We start from the raw sequence: 22874 nt of genomic DNA on the forward strand, positions 1-22874 counted from the left end.
AGGAGCGAGGCCGTTGAGTACCACCGACGGGAAGGCCGCACTGGCGGCGGAGGGCCTGGGCAAACGTTACAAGCGGGGCTGGGCGCTGGAGGACTGCACCTTCGAGCTGCCGCGCGGCCGGGTCTCCGCGCTGGTCGGACCCAACGGGGCGGGGAAGAGCACGCTGATGGCGCTGGCCACCGGTTTACTCTCGCCCACCACCGGATCGATCCAGGTGCTCGGCGGGACGCCGGGAGGTGGCGGCACCCATCCGAGGCTGGCCTTCCTGGCCCAGGACAAGCCGCTCTACCGGCGGTTCACGGTCGAGGACATGCTCCACGCGGGCCGCGCCCTCAACGACGAATGGGACCAGGCCTACGCCCGGAGCCTGGTCGACGCGGCCGGAGTCCCGGTGAAGGCCAGGATCTCCACGCTCTCCGGAGGCCAGCGCACCCGGGTCGCCCTCGCGATGGCGCTCGGCCGGCGGCCCGAACTGATCGTGCTGGACGAGCCGTTGGCCGATCTCGACCCGCTCGCCCGCGAGGAGGTGATGCAGGCCCTGATGCAGGAGGTCGCCGAGACCGGGATGACGGTCCTGCTCTCGTCCCATGTGCTGGCCGACCTGGAGGGCATCTGCGACCACCTGCTGCTGCTGGCCGGCGGCCGGGTGCGGCTCGCCGGGGATGTGGAGGAACTGGTCGCGGGCCACCGGCTGATGATCGGACCCAGCCAGGACAGCGAGGGCCGCTTCCCCGCCGACATCGTCGTCGAGGCGCGCACCACCCAGCGCCAGGCGACCGTGCTCGTACGCGGCTCGGGACCGGCCGGACCGCCCGGCTGGGAAGCACATGAACCCACCCTGGAGGAGCTGGCGTTGGCGCATCTGCGGGCCTCACGGCAGAGCGCGGCGACGAGCGGTTCCACGACGACCACGACGGGGGTGGCGGCGTGATCTGGGTCGCCTGGCGCCAACAGCGCCTGCAACTGCTCGTCACCACCCTCCTCGTCGTGGCGGTGGGCGCGGTGATGCTTTTCTACCGGGCCGACGCGGTCTCGTACATGCAGGACCGCGGTATCGCGGGCTGTCTGCGGATCGGGGAGGAGCCCTCCTGCACGCAGAGCGCCATGGGCGCATTGAGCGACCGGTACAAGACGTACGTGTCCGTCATCCCCATGGTGCTGCTCTGCCTGCCGGTACTGCTGGGCATGTTCGCCGGAGCGCCGCTCTTCGCCCGCGAGTTCGAGCAGGGGACGCATGTCTTCGGGCTCACCCAGTCCGTCAGCCGGCGTCGCTGGTGGGCGACGAAGATCCTGGTGGGCGGCGGCCCGGTGGCCGTGCTGACCTTCGCGCTCGGCCTGATCGGGGTCTGGACGCTGAGGCCGCTCAACCATGTGACCCGTGGCGCGATGATGACCCCCGGTTTCGAGACGCAGGGGCTGGTGCTCGGTGCGTACACCGTGCTCGCCTTCGCCGTCGGGGTGGCCGCCGGGCTGATGTTCCGCAACACCCTCGCCTCCATGGCGATCACCCTCGGCGTCTATCTCGTCGTGCTGATCGGCGTCGGCGGGGTGGCGCGTCCGCACTACCTCGCCGCCGAACGGATCACCGGGACCGTGGCCGAGAGCACGGGCGAGAGCGAGCGGGGCGGGCACAGCTGGATTCCCGACGACGCCTGGCGGGTGGGGTCCGCGTACTACGACAAGGACGGGCGGAAGATCTCCTTCAACCCGTCGGGCTGCGACGGCACCGAGACCATCCAGAGCTGCCTGGGCAAGCAGGGAGTGGCCAAGCAGTCCGCCGACTTCCACCCGGCCTCGCAGTTCTGGGGCTTCCAGGCCGTCGAGAGCGCCGTCTTCCTCGCCCTGTCGGCCGGGCTGCTCGGTCTCGGCGCGTGGTCCCTGCGCAGGCGGGTGCTGTGAACGCGGGGACGCGGAGGTGAACTCCTTCCCACGACTGTGGCTGTGGCTGCCGGGCGTCGAACGGCGGACGGCGGTAGGACGCCCGGCACCTGGCCACAGCCGCCCGGATCAGGCGGTCTGCAGTCCGGGGCGTCCCGCCTGCGTCACATAGGACGCGCGGGTCGAGACGGGCGCGCCGGGCCTGGTGACATACGGGAGTACCCGGAAGTCGGCCCGGCAGGTCCCTTGAGTGAGGGAGCAACGGACGTATCCGCGCTGGTAGTTGGTGAACTTGATGTGCGGGTTGGCCGCGAGCAGGCTCGCCCCGGAGGGATCGAGGTCCATGCCGTCCATCTTGGAGGAGATGGAGGTGCCGACGATTTCGACGCCGATCGTGGCCGAATCCGGGTCATCGAAGTTCTTCTTGAGGTTGGACGCCAGGTGGCGGTGCATGTCGCCGGTCAGCACGACGGGGTTGCTCACGTCCCGGTCGGCGATCTCCTTGAACAGCCGTTGGCGTGAGGCCACATAACCGTCCCAGAAGTCCATGACGAAGGACTGCCCCGTTCCGGTGTCGGTGTCGACCTGGGACACCGGAATCTGCTGGGGGATGAGATTCCAGGTCGCGTCGGAGCTCCCGAGGCCGTTGTACAGCCAGCGTTCCTGCTTCGCGCCGAGGATGCTGCGGGCGGGGCTCAGCCGTTCGTCGCAGCCGCTCTTCGTGCCGTCGCCACAGGGCTGGTCGTCCCGGAACAGCCGGGTGTCGAGCATATGGAACGTGGCCATCCGCCCGTAGCGCAGCCTGCGGTACATCCGGGAGTTGAAACCCCTCGGCTTGTTCGGCAGGCGCAGCGGGAGATGTTCGTAGTACGCCTGGAACCCCGCGGCGGCGCGTGCCCGGAAGACCGCCGGGTCCTGGTCCGCTTCGTTGTCGAGCTTGGAGATGTCGCCCGCCCAGTTGTCCTCGACCTCGTGGTCGTCCCACACCACGGCGAACGGGTGGGCCTGGTGGGCGGCGATGAGGTCGGCGTCGAAGTGGTGCAGGGCGTGCCGGTTGCGGTACTGCGTGAGGGTCATCGGTTCGGGGCGCAGCTCGGCGGCCACGGGGACGTTGCGTACGCCGCCCATCGCGTCGATGGGGTTCTCGTAGATGTAGTCGCCGAGGTGCAGGACGAGGTCGATGTCCTCCGCCGCGAGGTGGCGGTAGGCCGTGTAGAAACCCTCGAACCACGCCTGGCAGGACACGAAGCCGAAGTTGAGGGACTTGGGGCTGCTGGCCGGCGAGGGCGCGGTGCGGGTACGGCCGACCGCGCTGAGCACACCGCCGGCGCGGAAGCGGTAGTAGTACTGCCGGCCGGGCTCCAGTCCCGACACCTCGACGTGGACCGAGTGGGCCAGTTCGGCGACCGCGCGGGTCACGCCCCGGCGCACGACCTGCTTGAAGCGCTCGTCGCCCGCGACCTCCCAGTCGACGTCGACGGCGCGGGGCGCCATGCCGCCGGCGCCGTCGGGGGCGAGCGGGTGCGGCGCGAGCCGGGTCCAGAGGACGAATCCGTCCGGCCAGGGATCGCCGGACGCGACGCCCAGCGTGAAGGGATCCTCACGGAAACGCTCGGCGGCCCCGGCCTTCGCGGCGGTGAGGCCGCTCGCCGCGAGTGCCAGAGCGGCCGTGCCGGACGCGCCGAGCATCGCGCGTCTCCCCAGCCGCCTGGTGCCGTCGATACCACTGTTCATACGCATGAATCCTCGTCGGTCGGTCGTGCGTGATCCCCTCCTGGTCGGAGAGGGACCGACGCGTGATTTAACGTCCGTTCATGTGGTAATCACACGGTGAATATCACAAAAGAATCACGCGCCACAAGGGCTCCCGCCGCCGGGAGACAACCCATGTATCAACCGACTGTAGGGCGCTTGTATGAGCAGACCGGCCACGCCACGAGGCCGGTGATTGACCACCTCGGTAACACTCTTGACACTCCTTGTGAGGCGCTCATAGTGTCCACGCCACAGATTTGGGGTTAGATTTCACATGGAGGAAAGGCCGTCTTCGCGCCGGTTGCGTACCGGGCCGGTGACGACGGGTCAGCGACGGTGCCGCGCCGTGCCCGGCGCGAAGGAAGGACGTGCCTGTGTCCGGTCCCTCGGCAGCGGATGTACCCGACTCCGATCCCGCCGAAGGGCAACCGGAATCCCCCACCGGAACGCGGACCCTGCGGCCCTACGCCCCGCGCTGCGACCACCGCGTCACCCCGCTGGGCATCGACGAACCGGCGCCGCTGCTCTCCTGGCGCCTGGCGTCCGACCGCCGTGGCGACGACCCCACCGCGTACCGGATCCGCGTCGCCGAACGGCCCGAGGATCTGGACGAGGGCGGCCAACCCCTCTGGGACACCGGCCGGGTCGAGGACCCCGACGCGATCGGCGCGGTCTACGAAGGGCCCGCGCTCCGGGCCCGTACCCGCTACCACTGGCGGGTCGGCGTGTGGCCGGGCGAGGCGGCGGCCCCCAGCGAGGTCACGTCCTGGTTCGAGACCGCGTTCCCCGCACCGGACACCACGGGCGGCGGGAACGGAACCGGTTCCGGCGCTTCCGCCGACGCGTGGCGCGCCTCGTGGATCACGCACGATCCACGTCCGATCGACGTCCTGGACGCGCCGACCGAGGGCGAGCGCGCCCTGGACGACCACGGGCTCGCCCCCTGCCCCGTCCTGCGCCGCACCTTCACCGCCCCCGTCCCCGCACGGGCCCGCCTGTACGTGAGCGCGCGCGGCCTGTACGAGATCCACCTCAACGGCATCCGGGTCGGCGACGCCGAACTCGCGCCCGGCTGGACCGATTACACCCGCCGCGTCCAGTACCAGACGTACGACGTGACCGACCTGATCCGGGACGGTGAGAACGTCCTCGCGGCGACCGTCGCCGACGGCTGGTGGAGTGGCTTCGTCGGCTTCGAACCGCGCAGGGCCGGAGCCCATTACGGCGAATTCCCGCAACTCCTGGCCGAACTCCACCTCACCCGTACCGACGGCACCACCACCACGATCGTCACCGACGGCACCTGGCGCACGAGCACCGGAGCCGTCCGCCACGCGGACCTGCTCATGGGCGAATGCCACGACCTGCGGCGCGAGGCGGACGGCTGGCGGCTGCCCGGCTTCGACGACACCGACTGGTCGCCCGCCCTGGTCACGGACGCCGACCACCACCTGCTCGTCGCGTCCGTGGACGAGCCGGTACGGGCGACGACCGAACTGCGCCCCCGCTCGATCACCCGGGTCGGCGACGGCGTCCATGTCGTCGACTTCGGCCAGAACCTGGCGGGCCGCGTACGCCTCCGTATCCCCGGACTGGCCTCCGGCGCGCGGGTGGTCGTCCGCCACGCCGAGACCCTGGACGGCGAGCAGGGCCTCTACACGGCCAATCTGCGCACCGCGGCCGCGACCGACGTACTGATCGGCGACGGACGCGAACAGGCCGTGTTCGAGCCGCGCTTCACCTACCACGGGTTCCGCTACGCGGAGGTCAGCGGAGTCCCGTGGCTGTCCCGCTCGGGCATCGTCGCGGTGGCCCTGCACAGCGACACCCCGTGGAGCGGCGCGTTCGACTGCTCGGACCCCGACATCCGACGGCTCTACGACTGCGTCGAGTGGGGCCAGCGCTCCAACTTCGTCAGCGTGCCCACGGACTGCCCGCAGCGTGACGAGCGGCTCGGCTGGCTCGCCGACGCACAGGTCTTCCTCCCGACTGCCGCGCTCAACGCCGACGTCGCCGCGTTCTTCACCAAGTGGCTGCGCGACGTGGACGATGCCCGCACCCCGGAGGGAGGTTTCACCAATGTCGCCCCGCGCCTCGTCGGCGTCGCCGACGAAGGGGCCCCCGGCTGGGGCGACGCGGGCGTGATCGTCCCGTGGCATCTGTACCGTACGTACGACGACCCGCGCTTCCTCTCCCGCGCGCTGCCCGGCATGCGCGCCTGGGTCGATCTGATCCACCGCCACAATCCCGGCCTGATCTGGCGCAAGCTCGTGGGACCGCACTTCTCCGACTGGCTCGCCCCCGGCATCCCGACCCCGCGCGACGTCATCGCCACCGCGTACTTCGCGCACAGCGCCCGCCTCACGGCTTGCGCCGCCGATGTCCTGGGACACCGCGAAGTCGCCCGGGAGTACCACGAGTTGGCCGCCGGGATCAGAGCCGTGTTCAACGAACGGTTCGTGACCGTCGGCGGGGGCACCGTCGGTGGGGGCGACGGAGAGACGGCGGACGAAGACGAGACGACTCGCGCCGGAAAGCCCACCCTGCGCATCGAGGGCGACACCCAGACCGGCTACCTCGTCGCGCTCGCCTTCGGCCTGCTGCCCGAGGACCGTACCGACGCCGCCGCCCGGCGGCTCGCCGAACTGATCGAGGCGGCCGGTCCCGCCCTCCAGACCGGCTTCCTCGGTGTCGCCCTCGCCGCGCCCGTCCTCGACGCGCACGGGCGGGCCGACCTCGCGCACGCGCTGCTGCGCCGTACCGAAGTGCCGTCGTGGCTGTTTCCACTGCGGCACGGAGCCACCACCATCTGGGAACGCTGGGACGGCTGGACCCCCGAGTCCGGATTCCGCGCCCCGTCGATGAACTCCTTCAACCACTACGCGCTCGGCTCGATCGGAGAGTGGCTCTACCGGGGCGTCGCCGGTCTCGACCAGCGCGCGGACTCCACCGGATACCGGCACCTGGACGTCCGTCCGCGGCCCGGCGACCTCAGCCACGCCGACGCCCGGTACGAATCCGCGCGCGGCACGGTCACGGTGCGCTGGGAGCGTCACGGCGACACCCTCGCCCTGCGCCTGCGGGTACCTCCCGGGGCCACCGCCGATGTCCGCGTGCCCACCACGGACCCGGGATCGATCCGTGAATCGGGCCTGGCACCGGCCGACGCCGAACACCTCGTCCTGCTCGCGACCACCCCCGACCACGCCGTCTACCGGGTGGCCTCAGGGGTCTACCGCTTCACCGCGGACTTCCCCCCGGCGAGCGCGCAGGCAGACCCGCCGTCGGCGGAGCGGTCCGCTCCGTCACTCGCCCCGAGCCGACGCACACTCAGCACGGCGGCACCATCGTTCGCCGGCCCCCATGAGGAGGACACACCATGACCACGGGATCCCCCAGCCTGCCCGGCCGGGCCACGGTCAGCCGCCGAGGGCTCCTCCGTATCGGCGGCGCGGTCACGGCCGCCGCCGCGCTTCCCCCCGCCCTCGCGGCGTGCTCCGGTTCGAGCGGTTCCGACAAGGTCCGTATCGTCGGCGTCGCCGACCAGCAGAAGCCGATAGAGGAACTTCTGCCCCTGTACCGCAAAAGCCACCGCGACTCCACGTTCACCACCTCCTTCGCCCCCACCGACCAGGTGCAGACCGTCGTACGGACCCAGCTCGCCGGCGGCAACGCCCCCGATGTGCACGTGCTGTACCCGGGAAGCGGCAGCGCGATGTCCATGGTCGAACTGGCCAAGGCCGGACTCCTCGCGGACCTCGGCGACCAGGAGTGGACCAAGGGCATCCCGGCGAACTTCGACGCCGCGTACCGCAGGGAGGGCAAGACCTACCTGTACTCGGCGGGCAGCAGCGTCATCGGCGCCATCTACAACAAGAAGGCCTTTGCCAAGGCCGGCGTCCAGCCGCCCAGGACATGGAGCGAACTGCTCGACGTCTGCGCCAAGTTGAAGGCCAAAGGCGTGGTGCCGATCGCGCTCGGCGCGCAGACCCCCTGGGTCACCCAGCTGATCACCTACGCGCTGGTGCCCAACGCCGTCTACGCGGCGAACCCGAAGTTCGACGACGAGATGGCCGCCGGGCGCGCCACCTTCGCCGACTCGGGCTGGGCCGACGCCCTGGGCAAATACCAGGAGTTGCAGCGCAAGGGCTTCTTCAACGACAACCCCAACGGCACCACGTACGAACAGCAGACCGCCATGGTCGCGAGCGGCAAGGCGGCCATGGCGATCCAGGTCTCCGCCGTTCTCGCCAACTTCCGCGTCGCCACCGCGACCCCCGACAACCTGGGCATGTTCCCCTTCCCTGGCGGTGACGACGCCGGGAAACAGTGGATTCCGGCGGGCATCGTGGTGGGCCTCGGCGTCGCCGCACGGGCCAAGAACGTGGCGAAGGCCAAGGAGTTCATCGCCTTCCTCGGCAAGCAGGAGAACATCGACCGCTGGGCCACGGCCGTCTCGGCGATCCCGTTCAAACGCGGTGCGTCCACCAAGATCGACCCCGTCCTGGCCGAGTTCCTGCCCATCATCGACGGCAACCGCGCCGTCCCCTTCATGGACCAGCGCTGGCCCAACGCCGAGGTGCAGCCGGCCCACTTCGCGGCCGTACAGGACCTGCTCGCGGGCAAGACGGACGTCAAGGGAGCGCTGGGGCAGATGGACCAGGCCTACGGGAAGAAGTCGTGAACTCCCTGCCCAAAACGACCACTTCCGGCACTCCCGAATCCGGTACGCGTACGTCCGGGGCGTCCGCCGGGGGCGGGAGGGCGGCGTGGTCCCTGCGGACCCGGCTGCGACAGCGCGACGATCCCACCGTGCCGCCCTGGATCTTCGTCGTCCCGGCGCTCGTCGTGTACGCCGTCGTCGTCCTCTACCCGAGTCTTGCCGGGGTGGTCTACGCCTTCACCGACTGGTCCGGCGTCGGCGGCTTCTCCTTCGTCGGCGTGGACAACTTCCGTACCCTGCTGGACGACAAGCGCGCCCTGGAATCCGTCAGCAACACACTCCTGCTCACCATCGCCGTGGTCGTCGTCCAGAACGGCATCGGCCTGCTGCTCGCGCTGGGCGTCCACGCGAACATCAGGTCCCGTTCGCTGCTGCGGGTGATCTTCTTCGCCCCCGCCGTCGTCAGCCCCGTGATGGTCGCCTTCCTCTGGAAGTACGTCTACAACCCCGACAACGGCGCCGGTCTCAACGCCGTCCTCGGTGCCGTCGGCCTCGGCGGACTGCGCCAGGACTGGCTCGGCAACCCCTCGCTCGCGCTCTGGTCCATCGCCGCGATGGTCGTGTGGCAGTACGCCGGATATTCGATGGTCATCTTCCTCGCCGGACTCCAGGGCGTGCCCGCCGAACTCCACGAGGCGGCCAGAATCGACGGCGCGGGAAACCTCCAGCGCTTCCGCTATGTCACCTGGCCGCTGCTGGCCCCGGCCCTGACCATCAACCTGATGCTGTCGACCATCGGCGGCCTCAAGCTCTTCGACCAGGTCTACGCCGCCACCAACGGCGGACCCGGCACCTCCAGCGAGACGCTGTCGACCGTGCTGTACAAGGAGGCCTTCGTCTACGGCAAGTTCGGCTACAGCACCGCCGTCGCGCTCGTCCTCGCGCTGTTCGTCGCCGCTGTCTCCCTGGTCCAACTCCGTTACCTGCGCGCCCGGGAGGTCACCGCGTGAGCACCACCACCACGCCCCTCGCCCCCGCGCCACCGGCCCGGCGCGGGCGGCGGCCGAACTACGGACGCTACGGCCTCGAACTGGTCATGATCGCCGCCGCGGTCGTGTTCCTGTTCCCGGTGTACGCGCTGATCACGCTCGCGATGAAGGACCCGCGGCAGATCTCCGAATCGCCCCTGTCACCACCGGTCCCGCCCACCCTGGCCAACTTCGGTGACGCCTGGACCTCCGCGTCCCTCGGGCCCGCCCTGCTCAACAGCACGGTCATCACGGTCACCAGCCTGCTGACGCTGATCGTCCTCGGCTCCACGGGCGCGTACTACCTCGCCCGGTGCGCCCGCGGACTCGGCTACGGGCTGTACGTCCTGTTCCTGCTGGGGATCGTGCTGCCGTTCCAGCTCGGGATGATCCCGCTGTACAAGCTGGTCGACGACCTCGGCTGGCTCGGCACGTACCAGGGCATGGTCTTCTTCTACACGGGCATCCAACTCCCGTTCACCGTCTTCCTGTACACCGGATTCATCCGCGCACTGCCGCAGGACTACGCGCAGGCCGCGCTCATCGACGGCTGCAACCACCGGCAGGCGTTCACCCGGATCGTCTTCCCCCTGCTACGGCCGATCACCGGCACGGTCATCATCCTGAACGCGGTCTTCATCTGGAACGATTTCTTCACCCCACTGCTCTACCTGGGCGGATCGGGCAAGGAAACCGTCCCGGTGGGCGTGTTCTCGTTCGTGGGCCAGTACGTCTCCGACTACGGTCTCGTCTTCGCGGGCCTGGTCCTCGCGGCCCTGCCCATCCTGGTGGTGTTCCTGCTTCTCCAGCGTTATGTGATCAAGGGCTTCGCGGGCGGGCTGAAGGGCTGAAAGCAACTCGATGACGTACGTACCACTCCCGGCGGGGATCGAGGCCGTCATGGCCGAGCCGCCGCGCACCTTCTCGCCCACCGCCATCTGGTGGTGGAGCGGGGAACGCCTCGACCGCGCCCGGCTGCGCGACCAGCTCGAACGCTTCGCGGACGGCGGGGTCTTCAATCTCGTCCTGCTCAACCTGGCGCCGTCGGGACCGCTGTACGGATCCGATGCCGACGACCCGCCGTTCCTGTCCGAGGAGTGGTGGACGCTGCTCGACGGAGTCTGCGAGGACGCGCACGAACTCGGCGTCAGTCTCTGGTTCTACGACCAGCTCGGATTCTCGGGCGCGGACATCCAGGCATGTCTGGTGGACGAACAACCCGCTTACGCCGGGCGCTGGCTCGAACGTGTGCGTGTGGTGGTCGACAGCGATGCCGGTGAGGGTGAAGACGGTTCGCGATGGCCCGCCTACGGGCTGCCCGTCGCGGCCCACGCCGAACCGGTCGACCAGGACGACCGGCCCACCGGTCCCGCCGTACCGCTCGACGTGGACGGCGATTCCGTACGCCCGGCGGGAGTTGTCCGGGCGCCCGGGCCAGGACGCTGGTGGCTGACGCTCCATCACCATGTGGCCCGCGGCTTCGACTACCTCGGCGCGGACGCGTGTGCGGCGCTCCTCGACCGGGTGCACGGCGAGTTCGAGCGACGTCTGGGCGGCAGGCTCGGGAAGGTCGTGGTCGGTTCGTTCCAGGACGAACTGCCGGCCCTGCCCAGCTGGTCGACGGGGTTCGCCGACGCCTTCCTGCGCTCGCGTGGCTACGACCTCACCGGATGCCTCGACGCCCTGTACGACGACAGCGCGCACCCGGACACCCAGCGGATCCGGCGTGACTACCACCTGACTCGCGCGGAGCTCGCCGAGGAGGCCTTCTTCCGGCCGCTGGCCGCGTGGCACGACCGTCACGGGCTGCTCGTCGGCTGCGATCAGCAGGACCCCGCGCGCGCCGGACACCCCGTCGCCGGGGTCGAGTTGTACGCGGACTACGCCCGTACCCACCGCTGGTTCTCGGCGCCCGGCTCCGACCACCACGGCGATGCCCGTATCCACTCCTCGCTCGCCCATCTCTACGGCCGGCCCCGCACCTGGATCGAGGCCTTCCACTCCACCGGCTGGGGCGGCACGCTGGAGGAGACCTTCGACTGGCTCCTGCCGTGGCTGCGCGCGGGCGCCACCCTCTACAACCCGCACGCCGTCTACTACACGACCAAGGGCGGCTGGTGGGAATGGGCGCCGCCCGGCACCGACTGGCGCCAGCCGTACTGGCGGCACCACCGGGTCTTCGCCGACGCGGTGGCCCGGCTGTGCGCGATCCTCAGTCTCGGCTGCCATCTGTGCGACATCGCGATCCTGCTGCCCACCACCACCGCCCAGGCCGGCACCGCTCTCGACGGTGTCTCCGCCCAGGCGGAGCGGGCCCAGGCGACCTACCTTGAACTGGTCGGTGACATGACCTGGTTCCGCACCCGGGCGGGTGCGGTCGACCGCCTCGGCCACGACGCCGACGTGATCGACGACGCGTCCCTCGTACGCGCGGAGCTACGGGTCGCGGACAGCGAGGTACGCCTGCGTGTCGCCGAGGAGAGCTACCGGACGGTCGTGCTGCCCGCGTGCACGGTCCTCGAAGAGGACACCGCGCTCCGGCTGGTCGAGTTCGCCTCGGCCGGGGGGCGCCTGATCGCGATCGGCGCCCTCCCGGACCATGTCATCGGCCCCGGCGCGGGCGCCGCCCTGGACGAGTTGAGGGCGTGCTTCACCGACGGACGGGCCGTCTTCGTTCCCACGGCGGACGACCTGACGGACCTGACGGACGGCCTGGACACGGTGCTGGACGAGCCCCACCCGGTCGTTCGCGCGCCGGTCCCCGCACTGGCGCGCCGGGTGGACGAGGCGACGGTGGTGTTCCTGACGGCGGCCACACCGCGCGCGACCCGGGCGGCCGTGACCGCGCCCGAGGAGCGAGGAGCCGCGCAGGGCTGGATCGATGCCCGGTACGACTTCGACCCCGGCCGTTACGCGCGCACGGCCCGCGTGCGGGTACGGGACGTGGCGGGCCCGGCGCTCCTGCTCGACCCCTTCGGCGGCGCCCTCCGCACCCTGCCGTCCTGGCGGGCCGAGGACGACGTCCGGGCCGTGGAGGTCGACGTACCGTTCGACGCGGGACCGGCGGCGGTGCTGGTCTTTCCCGAACGGGCACCGTCCGCGGCGAGCGGGACTCCCGCGGTGTGTACAGGTGGGGCGACCGGGACGGACCCGGCCGGTGTCACGGTCGAGATCCCTCCGGACGCGGACTGGGACATGACACTGATCCCCACCCTGGACGACACCTGGGGCGACTTCGGGCGCCCCGCGACCGGCCCGCCCACCGGCCCCGCCGTCACCGAACTCCGTACGTTCCGGCACCGGGTGGAAGGTCCGGGCGAGGACGGCGTACGGGACGGCTGGGCCGTTCCTGGCCGTGTCGACGACCGGACCGGTCCGCCGGTCCACGCGACCTTCGGGCCGCGCGCGATCGTCCTCGACGCCGACGGCGAGGTCCGGTCGGCCCCCGAGTGGTCCGACAGCCGGGGCATCCACAAGGACCCCATCCACCGTGACGTGCTGGGCCCCAAGGGCCATGTGCCGGAGGAGTTCGTACACATCGGCCCGACGGACGGCGGGACAGTCGCGCGCGTACGTGTCGACCTGCTGCTCGACGTGGCCTTCGACGGGTACCTCGCCGTCGGGGCGCCCGCGGCGAAGACGGCGCGGCTCGGCGGCGCGCCGGTCGAGTGGGACGACGGCGGACACCTCGCCATGGGACCGGTCCGGCTGGACGCGGGCCGCCATCTCCTCGAACTGGACCTGACGCCTGGTCAGGACCTCGATCTGCGCGCGCATGTGGCACTCGTCCACGACCCGGAGAGCTACCGGCGCCCGGAGTGGATTCTCCCGGCCGGTCCTCGCGAGGACGGTGGCCGCGTCACCGTCGGTACGACTCTGCCGCTGACGGCGATCCCGGCGCGGGCGGTGGTCCAGGTCGCCGCACCCGGGCTCTGTGTCGTGCGGGTGAACGGTCAAGTCGTCGGCAGGCAGGGCGGGTTCGAACCGTACGCCGAACATGTGGTGTCCCGTGTGCGACGGCACGACATCGTGGTGGCCCTGCGCGTCGGGGACAACGACATCACCGTGGAGACGGCGGACGCGGCCGATTCCGTCGTCCAGGTGGACGCCGTCTTCTCCGGTGCGGACGGCGAGCGCGACGGTCGTACCGTGACCGTCCACAGCGACGGCACCTGGTGGGCCGAGCGCTCCGGCGAGCGGGTGCCGGTCGTGGTGCGCCGCGAGCAGGTGGGGGACCCGGCCGCGCTGTACCTGCGCCGCAGACCGCATCCGCTGCCCGGCGCCGCCTGGCTGGACCCGGAAGCCGACGACGGCACGGTGGTACCGGTCGGGTTCGCGGTCCCGGGGGAGCGGACACCGGTGGAGTGGCTGTGGTGTGAACTCCCGCCAGGCGCATACCAGTTGACGGTGGATGTCCATGGGCACACCACCGTGTTCATCGACGGCCATGAGCGCCGCGCGACAACGGCCCCCGGTAGCGGAGGCGCCCACAGCGTGACGGTCGACCTGTCGGCGGACGGCCCCGCGGGGCCGCGCACCGCCGCCCTGCGAGTGGAGACCCGTCCCGGCCACGAGGGCGGAGCCGCGCTGGCCGGTCCCGTACGGTGCGCCGTCGGCCCGGGGCTGATCCGCACCGGGGACTGGGAGACACACGGACTCGCCGAGTACAGCGGTGGTGTCCGCTACCGGCGCCAGGTGACCCTGCCCGCCGAAGCGGCCACCGGGCGGGTGTCTCTCGACCTCGGGCGGGTGCGCGGCACGGCGGAAGTGTCGGTCGGCGGCGTCAGCGCCGGGGTGCGGGTGTGCTCTCCGTACGTGTTCGATGTGACGGGCCTGGCCGGGGCCGGGGCCAACACGGTCGAGATCACCGTGTTCGGGACACTCGCACCCCACTTGGACGCGGTGAGCCCGACGCACTTCATCTTCCCGGGGCAGCGCGTCACCGGACTGATGGGACCGGTGCGGCTGCACATTCTCCAGGACGCCTTACGGAAGTAGCGCGGTTGGCGGTGCCGTTCGCCCCGAGCGCGAACGGCACCGCTTTCGCGGCCTCAGGCTCGGCCGGGCCCCCGCCACCGTGTCCGGGCGCTCTCGACCCGGAACAGGTAGTCGGCGTAGGCCTGTTCGTAGAATTCGACGCCCGCCGGATCCGGGTCCACCACGGCGTCGGGCGCGGTCCACGCGGCGACGTCCAGTTCGTGTCCGAGCTCCGGGCCCCGGGCCGCGACCGCGGCCAGTACGGCTCCGCGCGCGCCCGGTTCGGGTCCTCGGGCCACGCGCAGGGGGCGTCCGAGGACATCGGCGAACAACCGCAGCCACGGCAGACTGCGCGCGCCACCGCCGCACACGGCCAGCTCTCCGGTGAGGCCCGCGGCCTCCAGACAGTGCCTGGCCGCGAAGGCGATCGCCTCGCACATGCCCCGTACGAGATCGGCGCGTGAGGCCCGCAGATCGAGGCCGGTGAACTCCGCGCGCGCGGTGTGGTCGACGAACGGCGCGCGTTCGCCCGAGGGGGAGAGGTAAGGCAGCGCGCGAACACCCCGGGCGCCGCGCGGAGTCTCCTCCAGCATGCCGGACACCTGGTCGTGGGAGCTGCCGGTGAGGCCGAGCACCCATTCGAGAGCGACCGTGCCGGTCATCGCCGGAAGCGCCCGCAGACAGCGGTCGGGCCGGGCCAGGGCGAGATGGAAGCCGACCGGGTCGTCCTCGAACGCGACCCGCTCGACCACGACTTCGCACGCCAGAGTCGTACCGACGATGAGGAGCCCGTCACCGGGCTCGGTCACGCCCGCGCCGATCGCGCACGCGGGAAGGTCGTACGGCCCGGAGACGACCGGCGTCCCGGCGGCGAGGCCCGAGGTGTGTCCGTGCGCCTCCCCGTGCGGCAGGGTCTTGGCGATGGGGGGAAGCAGACCCGCACGGTGTTCGACGCCGAGTGCCGCGAGCGCCTGGGGGGAGTAGGCGCGGGTGCGCGGGTCGAGGAAGGGGACCGACGCGTCGGAGAGATCGGTGCCGCGTTCGCCCGTGAGACGCAGGTGGAGAATGTCCTTGCAGGCCGCGGCTGTTGTGGCCGCGTCCAGGGACTCGGGCTCGTTGCGGTCCAGCCAGGCCAGGAGCGGGCCGGGGGAGCCGGGGAACAGCACATTGCCCGTGTGCCGGTACATCTTCTCCGCGGTGCCGTCGCCCATCCACCCCGCGACCAGGCCGCCCGCCCGGCCGTCCATCCAGGACAGCGCGGGGCGAACGGCCTTCCCCTCGGCGTCGACCAGCCACAGGCCGTCGCCCTGACCGGTCACCGCGACCAGCGCCGGGGTGGTGCCGTCCGTCGCCGCGGCCAGGACGTCGGTGGCGGCCCGTACCACCTCTTCGATGTCCTGTTCGACGTGATCGCCCTGACCGCCGAGCGAGATCGGTTTCGACTCCACGCGCAGTGCGGTGCCGTCCTCGGCGAAGGCCGCCGCCTTGGCGATCGAGGTTCCCATGTCCAGTCCGACGAACACCGTGACTCCTTTGTCGATAGGTGAACTCGATGGGTGTGAACGTCCGTCGCGAACCGTCGGACGGTCCGTCAGACGACGCGATGGGCGAGCGGTTCGCCGCGCAGGAACCTGCCGACCTCGGCGGCCGCGATACGCGCCGCGTTGTGCGCGACGGAGGTGTTCGCGCCCGCCAGATGGGGCGTCATGACCAGCCGGGGAGCGGAGCGCAGACGGGAGTCCGGCGGCGGGGGCTCCACGGCGAACACATCGAGCCCGGCCGCGGCTAGCCGGCCCGATTCCAGGGCGTCGCACAGCGCGTCCTCGTCCAGGAGCGCGCCACGCGCGCAGTTGACGACGACCGCTCCCTCGGGCAGCAGCGCCAGCTCGCGTGCGCCGAGCAGACCCCGCGTCTCGGGAGTGAGGCGCGCGTGCAGCGATACCACGTCGGAGCGCCGCAGCAGGTCGTCGAGATCGGCGACGGGCGTGCCCACCTCGCGCAGTGTCTCCGGGGCCGCGTAGGGGTCGTAGAGGCAGACCTGGGCGCCGAGAGCGGTGAGGGCTCGGGCCACCCGGCTGCCGACCGCTCCGCAGCCGATCAGCCCGACGGTCGCGCCGTCCAGGCCGGGGCCGCAGTTGTCGTACGTGTAGAACTCGCCCGCCCAGCGGCCCGCGGCGAGCGCGGCCGAGGTCTCCGGGATCCGGCGCATCGTGGAGAGGAGCAGCCCGACCGTGTACTCGGCCGTGGCCGCCGCGTTACGGCCGGGGGTGTTGCACACCTGGACGCCGCGCTCCTTCGCCGCCTCCAGGTTGACGTTGACGGGGCCGCCCCGGCCGACGACCACCAGACGCAGCTCGGGCGATCCTTCCAGAACCTTCCGTGTCACCGGCGCCATCTGGGTGACGCACACCCGTGCCCCGTCCAGCGCGGCGAGGATGGTGTCCTCGTCGCCGGACGCCTCGTCCACCTCGGAGACCTGCCCGAAAGGCGTCAGCGGCCAGGGAAGGTGCAGTTCGTCGATCGTATGACCGGTGCCGATCTCGGCCGTCAGTTCCCGGGTGAGCAGTTCGGGGGCGACGAAGTGGTCGCCCGCGGCGAGGATTCTCGTCAACGCGGTCTCCTTACTCGGTCCGGGACGCGGGTCGTGCCGGGCCGGTCGGGTAGGTCGGGGTGCGGGTCGGTCGGGATCGGGCCGGGTCAGGTCGGGGCCACCTCGTAGCGGACGCCGCTCTCGTCGAGGCCGCGCAGGACGTCCGGCGGTGTGCGGTCGTCGACCAATATCAGGTCGAACGTGGTGAGCGGGGTCAGCCTGTGCAGCGCGGTGCGGCCCAGCTTGGAATGGTCGATCATCAGCACACTGCGGCCGGCGGCCTTGAGCATCGCGCGCTTGACGGCGACGATGCGCTGTTCCTGGTGGAAGGCGAAGCCGCCGTACACGGACGACGTGGACACGAAGCACAGGTCGACCCGGAGCGCCTCGACGGCCTCCACACAGGGCACTCCGAGGAAGGAGTCGTGCAGCCGGTCGTAGTCGCCGCCCAGGGCCATCAGGTGCAGCCCGCGCTCGTCCGCGAGCAGGTTCAGCGCCTCACGGAAGTTGGTGGCGACGGTCAGCGGCTCGATCTGCGGGAGAAGCCGGGCCAGTTCCAGCACGGTGGTCGAGTCGTCGATCATCACGGACATGCCCGGCTCGATGAGGGTCGCGGCCTTGGCGGCGAGGGCCTCCTTCTCCTTCCGCATGGTCTTCTTGCGGTAGGCGACATTGCTCTCGAACACCCCAGAGGGTTGTGCGGTGACGCCACCCCGGAACTTGCGCAGGACGCCCTCGCGTTCGAGTTCGTCGATGTCGCGGTAGATCGTCATCGGACTCACACCGAAACGCTCCGCCAGATCCGACGCCGATGCAGACCCGGTGGTCAGCACGTGGTCGGAGATCTCCCGGCGACGTTGTACGGGGCCTCGGTGGGTTCGGTCCTGTGACATTGCTCGGTCCTGTTCCGCTCCGTCGTCCGCGGACAGGTGAGGACGTGTGCGCTCCTCCGCCCGAGACACCTCATCAGTAACATGAAGCTCTGAGGATATAACATAGATATTGAGGTACCGTTCGGCAGTGTTCACCACGGGCACGACCGGGTCAACCCGTGGACCGACTGCTCCAGCAGCGTTCCCCACCAGGTGATACACGGGATTTCGAACGCTGTGGAACCTGGTCGGTGTATCCGGTCGAAGTCGTAGTGAGTGTGTGAAAAGCGTCGTGAGATCACCCTTTGCGGTATCTCCTGGAGACAGTTCACCAAACGACCACCAGAGAGCGGGAGCCTGTGACGGACAGTCGCCACCGGGACGTGTGGATGGGAGTCGACCTGGGGACGCAGAGCGTCCGGGTGCTGGCCGTCACCGACGACGGGCGGGTGCTCGGCCGCGGTTCCGTCCCCCTCGCCGGTCACCGTGAGGGGGACCGCCATGAGCAACTCCCCTCGGACTGGTGGGAAGGCGTCGTGGGCGCGATGCGCCAGGCTCTCCGTACGCTGTCCGCCGCGCGGGTGCGGGGCGTCGCGGTGTGCGCCACCTCGGGCACCGTCCTGCTGACCGATTCCCACGGGGCTCCCGTGACACCCGCGTTGATGTACGACGACGGCCGTGCGGGAGCCGAGGCGGGGTACGCCCAGGAGACCGGCGCCGAGGTGTGGCGGTCGCTCGGACACCGCATCCAGCCGACCTGGGCCCTCGCCAAACTCCTGTGGCTCAACGGAACTCACGCGGGCGCTCCGGCCTCTCTCAAGGGCGCCCGGGTATGCCACCAGGCGGACTTCATCACCACCCGGCTCGTCGGACGGCCCGTACCGACGGACTCCAGCCACGCCCTCAAGACCGGCTACGACCTGAACCGCCGGGCGTGGCCCGCCGAGGTCCACGACCGACTCGGGCTGTCCGGCCTCGACTTCCCCGACGTGGTTCCCCCGGGCACCGTGCTCGGTACGGTGTGTTCCGAGGCGGCGGCCTCCACCGGACTCGTCGAAGGCACCCCGGTCGTCGCGGGCATGACCGACGGATGCGCCGCCCAACTCGGCTCAGGAGCCTGGGACGTCGGCCAGTGGAACACCGTCCTCGGCACCACCCTCGTCCTCAAGGGGGTGACCGCGAGCCCGCTCCACGACCCGGCCGGTGTGCTCTACAACCACCGCTCCCCGGACGGCAACTGGCTCCCCGGCGGCGCCTCCAGCGTCGGCGCGGGCGCCTTGTCCCGGGCTTTCCCCGGGGCGGACCTCCCGCGCCTCGACGCACTCGCCGCCGGCCGGGAGCCGGCCGGTGCGGTCGCGTACCCCCTGGTCTCGCGCGGCGAACGCTTCCCGTTCCTGGCCGCCGACGCCGAGGCGTTCATGCTCGGCCGGCCGGCCGACGACGCCGATCACCATGCCGCACTGCTCCAGGGCGTCGCGCTCGCCGAACGGCTGTGCCTGGCGTACATCCGCCTCCTGGGCGCTCCGATCGCCGCGCCCGTCGCCTTCACCGGCGGTGCCACCCGCAGCGCTTACTGGAATCAGCTCCGGGCCGACGTACTGGGCCTGACCGCCACGGTCCCCGAACACACCGACTCCGCCCTCGGCATGGCGGTGCTCGCCGCCTATGGAGTGGTGACGAGCGGTGACAGTGCGGCGCGAGGCGGGGTCGGTGGCGAGACGGCTCACGCGCCGCTGTCGGCCGTCCGCGATATGGTGCGCGTCCGTACGGTGCTGGAGCCACGGCCACAGGTCAGCCGGCGATTCGACGAGCCGTTCGTCGTTCTCGTCGACGAACTCGAACGACGCGGCTGGCTGCCGTCGGACACGGCCGCCTACGCACGGGAGCACGGATGACGCCCGCACCCACGACCCTGTTCCTCGCGCGGCACGGTGAGACCGTCTGGCACGCGGAGAACCGCTACGCCGGAGTCAGCGACATCGACCTGACACCGCGAGGCATCGAGCAGGCGGACGGACTCGGCGCGTGGGCCGCCAACGCCCGGCTCGACGCGATCGTGACCTCGCCGCTCTCGCGCGCCCGGCGCACGGCCGCCCCCTCGGTCGCCTCGACGGGGCTGGACGCCGTGGTCGAACCGGAGCTGCTCGAACTGGACTTCGGGATCATCGAGGGCCGGACCATCGGCGAACTCGACGTCTCGCATCCCGAGGAGGTCGCGGCGTTCCGCCGTGATCCGGCCGCCCACCCGCTGCCGGGCGGGGAGGACCCGAAGGCGGCGGCGGGCAGGGGCGCCGCCGCCCTGCTGCGCCTGGCGGACCTCAACCCGGGCCGCCGCGTCCTGGTGGTCGCGCACAACACCCTGTTCCGGCTGGTGCTGTGCCGCCTGCTGGGTATCCCCGAGAGCGAGTACCGGCGTGTGTTCCCGGGGCTCCGCAACTGCGCGGTCACCGAGTTGAGGGTGTCGGCCGGGCAGGTCTCGCTGATGTCGTACAACGTGCCGACGCCGTAACACCCTTCCCGTAGCCCCGTAGCCCCGTAGCCCCGTAGCCCCGTAGCCCCGTAGCCCCGGTCGGCGGTCACCGGTCACCGGCCGGAGCTATGGGCGGGCGCGCGGTTCAGTGTGCCGGGGCCGGTTTCCGTGGCGAGACCGACTCCAGGGTCGGGGTCACCGGCTCGATGCTCCCGTCCGCCGCGAACGTCATGCGGTCCAGGGTGGTTTCACGGTGCATCCCGTCCCCGCGCGGCTTGCCGGGACCGGAGACCGCGAACCGGTGGTACGCGATGTACCACTCGTCCGTGCCGGGCACCCGCACCACCGAGTGATGGCCGGTCGCCTTGATGCCCTGGTCCAGGCGCTTGGAGAGAATCACGCCCCGCTTGGTCCACGGGCCGAACGGGGACGGGCCGGTGGCATACGCGACCCGGTAGTCCTCGCTGCGGGTGTCGTCCTCCGACCACATGAAGTAGTACGTGCCGTCGCGCTTGACGACGAACGACCCCTCGCGGTAGCCGCTCTGGGTGATCGTCTTCACCTGCGCGGGGTCGAAGGACACCATGTCGTCGCCCAGGGGCACCACATACGCCTCGCCGTTGCCCCAGTAGAGGTACGACTGCCCGTCGTCGTCGGTGAACACCGAGGGGTCGATCATCTGCCCGCGCAACTGCCCCTTCGGGACGAGGGGTTTACCGAGCGCGTCCTTGAAGGGGCCGGCGGGGCTGTCCGCCACGGCCACGCCGATCTGCTGCTCCGCGCAGAAGTAGAAGTAGTACTTCCCGTCGCGCTCCGCGGCGGCCGGCGCCCAGGCGTTGCCGTCCGCCCAGCTCACATCGGGGCCCAGGTCGAGTATCACCCCGTGGTCCGTCCAGTTCACCAGGTCGGCCGACGAGTAGGCCTTGAACCGCGTACCGCTCCAGCCTTCGTAGCCGTCGGTGGTCGGATAGAGGTAGTAACGGCCTTCGAAATACTGGATGTCGGGGTCGGCGTTGAGACCTGGCAACAGCGGACTGCGCATATGCGTCGCCTGTACGGTCCAGGTCCGGCGCGTCCCGTCCGCCGCCGTGACGGTGTACTTCCGCGGGGTGCGGAAGTCCCGCCGGGTGCCGGAGGGCGGGCTGATCCTGGCGCCCTCGGCCAGACCGAACTCCGGTGCAAGTGACCGTAGTTGGGTGCCAGGGTTCATCGGCAGGGTGACCTTGGCCGTCGCCTCGCCCACCAGGGCGTACGCCTTGAGGCCGTTGACGGTGGCATCGGCGATCGAGGCCTTCGGGGTGTAGGCGCCCAGCAGCCGCCGGTACTCCGCCGCGGTCACCGGAAGGACGGTGCCGTGCCGGGGGTTCGCCGGGAGTTCGGCATTCTCCGACGGGGTCCACTTGCCCGAGTCCAGATCGGTGGTCTCGAAGGGGATGTAGCCGCGTCCACCGAACTCGTCGATGAACAGATACCACTTCTCCTCGGTGTTGGACTTGAAGACCGTCGGGCCTTCTCCCTGGTTGATCGCGCCCCGGCCGATGCAGTCGGCTACGAAGTCGTACGACGGGGAGCGCAGGTCGTCGGACTTCTCCGCCGTGATGAACTTGGAGCACGGTGTGCCGGAGGAGGGGTCCCGCTCGTCCTTGGTGAAGCGGTAGTAGTCACCGTCGTGCCGGATCACGGTCGAGTCGATGACCGAGTAGCCGGGGTCGTTCCACACCTGGGGCTCGCTGAAGGTGCGGAAGTCCCGGGTGGTGGCGTACATCATCTTGTTGTAGGTGGATCCGGTGTGCTGCGGGTCGTTCTCCGCGTAGATCTTCGAGGCCCAGAAGACCACGTACGCGTTCAGCGTCTCGTCGTAATAGGCCTCGGGGGCCCAGGTGTTGCCCGCCGTGTCCGGGGCCACCTTCACCAGCCGCTGGTCGGTCCAGTGCACCAGATCGGTGGACTCCCACACCATGATCGACTTACTGCCGGTGCGCTGTACCTGGTCCCAGTTGCCGTTGCCGTACATCCGCAGGTCGGTGGCGATCTGGTAGAACTTGTCGCCCTCGGGCGAGCGGATGATGAAGGGGTCGCGCAGCCCCTTGGTGCCGAGGTCGGAGGAGAGCACGGGCTTGCCGCCGGCCAGTTCCCGCCAGTGCAGCGGGTCGTTGCCGCGACTGAGCGCCATCCGGACCTGCTCGCCGTCCGCGGTGCCCTCTCCGGTGAAGTAACTGAAGGCGTATCCGGTGTACTTCTGCTTGCGCGGCAGTTCGGCCACCGTGGCGGGGAACGCCCGGGTGGTACGGGCCTTGCCACGGCTGACCGTCGCGGTGAGCCGTACCGTCTCAGCGCCGTCGCCGTGCCGGGGGCGGTGGACGAGACCGGTCGTGCCGATCACCTTCGGTTCGCTGGACCTCCAGGCGACGGTGGTGCCCTCGACTCCGGTGGTGGGCAGGGTCAGATGTCCGCGTACGTCGTCGAGTCCGGGCACGGCGAGTTGGCCGGCGGCCAGGACGGTGGCGGCTTTGTCGGCGTCCCCGGCGGACTCGGCATGGGCCGGGCCGCCGGGGACGCCGAGCAGTCCGAGGAGCAGGGCCAGCAGGGAAACGAAGGCTCTTCGCGAGGTGCGGGGACGCATGGAGGTCCTCTCAAGAGG

At 70.7% G+C, this 22874-nt stretch carries 14 protein-coding genes; 9 read left to right on the top strand and 5 right to left on the bottom strand.

Going from position 1 to position 22874, the window contains the following annotated elements; all coding sequences use genetic code 11:
* The first annotated feature begins 13 nt into the window (after positions 1 to 13).
* Both ACIQD6_RS28510 and ACIQD6_RS28515 read left to right on the top strand, forming a co-directional pair.
* Positions 14 to 931, top strand: coding sequence for an ABC transporter ATP-binding protein (locus ACIQD6_RS28510; protein WP_401887685.1), 918 nt, complete (start codon positions 14 to 16; stop codon positions 929 to 931).
* Positions 928 to 1899: an ABC transporter permease subunit gene (locus tag ACIQD6_RS28515; RefSeq protein WP_401887688.1), complete on the top strand. Its 972-nt coding sequence runs from the start codon at positions 928 to 930 to the stop codon at positions 1897 to 1899. Before ACIQD6_RS28510 ends, ACIQD6_RS28515 begins: the two co-directional genes overlap by 4 nt.
* Positions 1900 to 2007: 108 nt before the next feature.
* Here ACIQD6_RS28515 and ACIQD6_RS28520 read toward each other — a convergent pair whose 3' ends face one another.
* Positions 2008 to 3612 (bottom strand): alkaline phosphatase D family protein, encoded by a 1605-nt coding sequence (locus tag ACIQD6_RS28520; protein WP_401887690.1) that lies wholly within the window; start codon positions 3610 to 3612, stop codon positions 2008 to 2010.
* Positions 3613 to 4001: 389 nt separating this feature from the next.
* On the opposite strand from ACIQD6_RS28520, the gene ACIQD6_RS28525 reads away from it, so the two are divergent.
* The 5 genes from ACIQD6_RS28525 to ACIQD6_RS28545 are packed head-to-tail and all read left to right on the top strand — an operon-like array spanning position 4002 to position 14322.
* On the top strand, positions 4002 to 7016 hold the full coding sequence (locus tag ACIQD6_RS28525; protein ID WP_401887693.1) for a family 78 glycoside hydrolase catalytic domain: 3015 nt from the start codon (positions 4002 to 4004) through the stop codon (positions 7014 to 7016).
* Positions 7013 to 8317: an extracellular solute-binding protein gene (locus ACIQD6_RS28530; protein ID WP_401887695.1), complete on the top strand. Its 1305-nt coding sequence runs from the start codon at positions 7013 to 7015 to the stop codon at positions 8315 to 8317. Before ACIQD6_RS28525 ends, ACIQD6_RS28530 begins: the two co-directional genes overlap by 4 nt.
* Complete coding sequence (locus ACIQD6_RS28535; RefSeq protein WP_401887698.1) at positions 8314 to 9306, top strand: carbohydrate ABC transporter permease; 993 nt, start codon at positions 8314 to 8316, stop codon at positions 9304 to 9306. The genes ACIQD6_RS28530 and ACIQD6_RS28535 overlap by 4 nt, the downstream gene beginning before the upstream one ends.
* Positions 9303 to 10175, top strand: a complete 873-nt coding sequence (locus tag ACIQD6_RS28540; protein ID WP_401887701.1) for a carbohydrate ABC transporter permease — start codon at positions 9303 to 9305, stop codon at positions 10173 to 10175. The genes ACIQD6_RS28535 and ACIQD6_RS28540 overlap by 4 nt, the downstream gene beginning before the upstream one ends.
* 10 nt (positions 10176 to 10185) lie before the next feature.
* Positions 10186 to 14322 (top strand): hypothetical protein, encoded by a 4137-nt coding sequence (locus ACIQD6_RS28545; protein WP_401887703.1) that lies wholly within the window; start codon positions 10186 to 10188, stop codon positions 14320 to 14322.
* Positions 14323 to 14375: 53 nt separating this feature from the next.
* Here ACIQD6_RS28545 and ACIQD6_RS28550 read toward each other — a convergent pair whose 3' ends face one another.
* The 3 genes from ACIQD6_RS28550 to ACIQD6_RS28560 form a co-directional block, all read right to left on the bottom strand.
* On the bottom strand, positions 14376 to 15824 hold the full coding sequence (locus tag ACIQD6_RS28550; RefSeq protein WP_401887706.1) for an FGGY family carbohydrate kinase: 1449 nt from the start codon (positions 15822 to 15824) through the stop codon (positions 14376 to 14378).
* Positions 15825 to 15892: 68 nt separating this feature from the next.
* Positions 15893 to 16912 carry a 2-hydroxyacid dehydrogenase gene (locus ACIQD6_RS28555; protein WP_401887708.1) on the bottom strand — a complete coding sequence of 340 codons (1020 nt, stop codon included), beginning with the start codon at positions 16910 to 16912 and terminating at the stop codon, positions 15893 to 15895.
* 86 nt (positions 16913 to 16998) lie between these two features.
* Positions 16999 to 17784: a DeoR/GlpR family DNA-binding transcription regulator gene (locus ACIQD6_RS28560; protein WP_401887710.1), complete on the bottom strand. Its 786-nt coding sequence runs from the start codon at positions 17782 to 17784 to the stop codon at positions 16999 to 17001.
* A 368-nt stretch (positions 17785 to 18152) separates the two neighbouring features.
* Between ACIQD6_RS28560 and ACIQD6_RS28565 the strand changes: the two genes are divergently transcribed.
* Together ACIQD6_RS28565 and ACIQD6_RS28570 are read left to right on the top strand one after the other, a co-directional pair.
* The gene (locus ACIQD6_RS28565; protein ID WP_401887713.1) at positions 18153 to 19658 is read left to right on the top strand and encodes an FGGY-family carbohydrate kinase; all 1506 of its coding nucleotides are present in this window, start codon (positions 18153 to 18155) and stop codon (positions 19656 to 19658) included.
* Positions 19655 to 20272 (top strand): histidine phosphatase family protein, encoded by a 618-nt coding sequence (locus ACIQD6_RS28570; protein ID WP_401887716.1) that lies wholly within the window; start codon positions 19655 to 19657, stop codon positions 20270 to 20272. Before ACIQD6_RS28565 ends, ACIQD6_RS28570 begins: the two co-directional genes overlap by 4 nt.
* A 106-nt stretch (positions 20273 to 20378) precedes the next feature.
* Here the strand turns inward: ACIQD6_RS28570 and ACIQD6_RS28575 are convergent, their stop codons facing one another.
* Entirely contained in the window at positions 20379 to 22856 is a 2478-nt protein-coding gene (locus ACIQD6_RS28575; RefSeq protein WP_401887719.1) for a family 43 glycosylhydrolase, read from the bottom strand.
* Positions 22857 to 22874 lie beyond the last annotated feature (18 nt).

Origin of the sequence: Streptomyces sp. NPDC088400 (assembly GCF_044753355.1) — a bacterium.
In the GTDB taxonomy this organism is placed as follows: Bacteria; Actinomycetota; Actinomycetes; order Streptomycetales; family Streptomycetaceae; genus Streptomyces.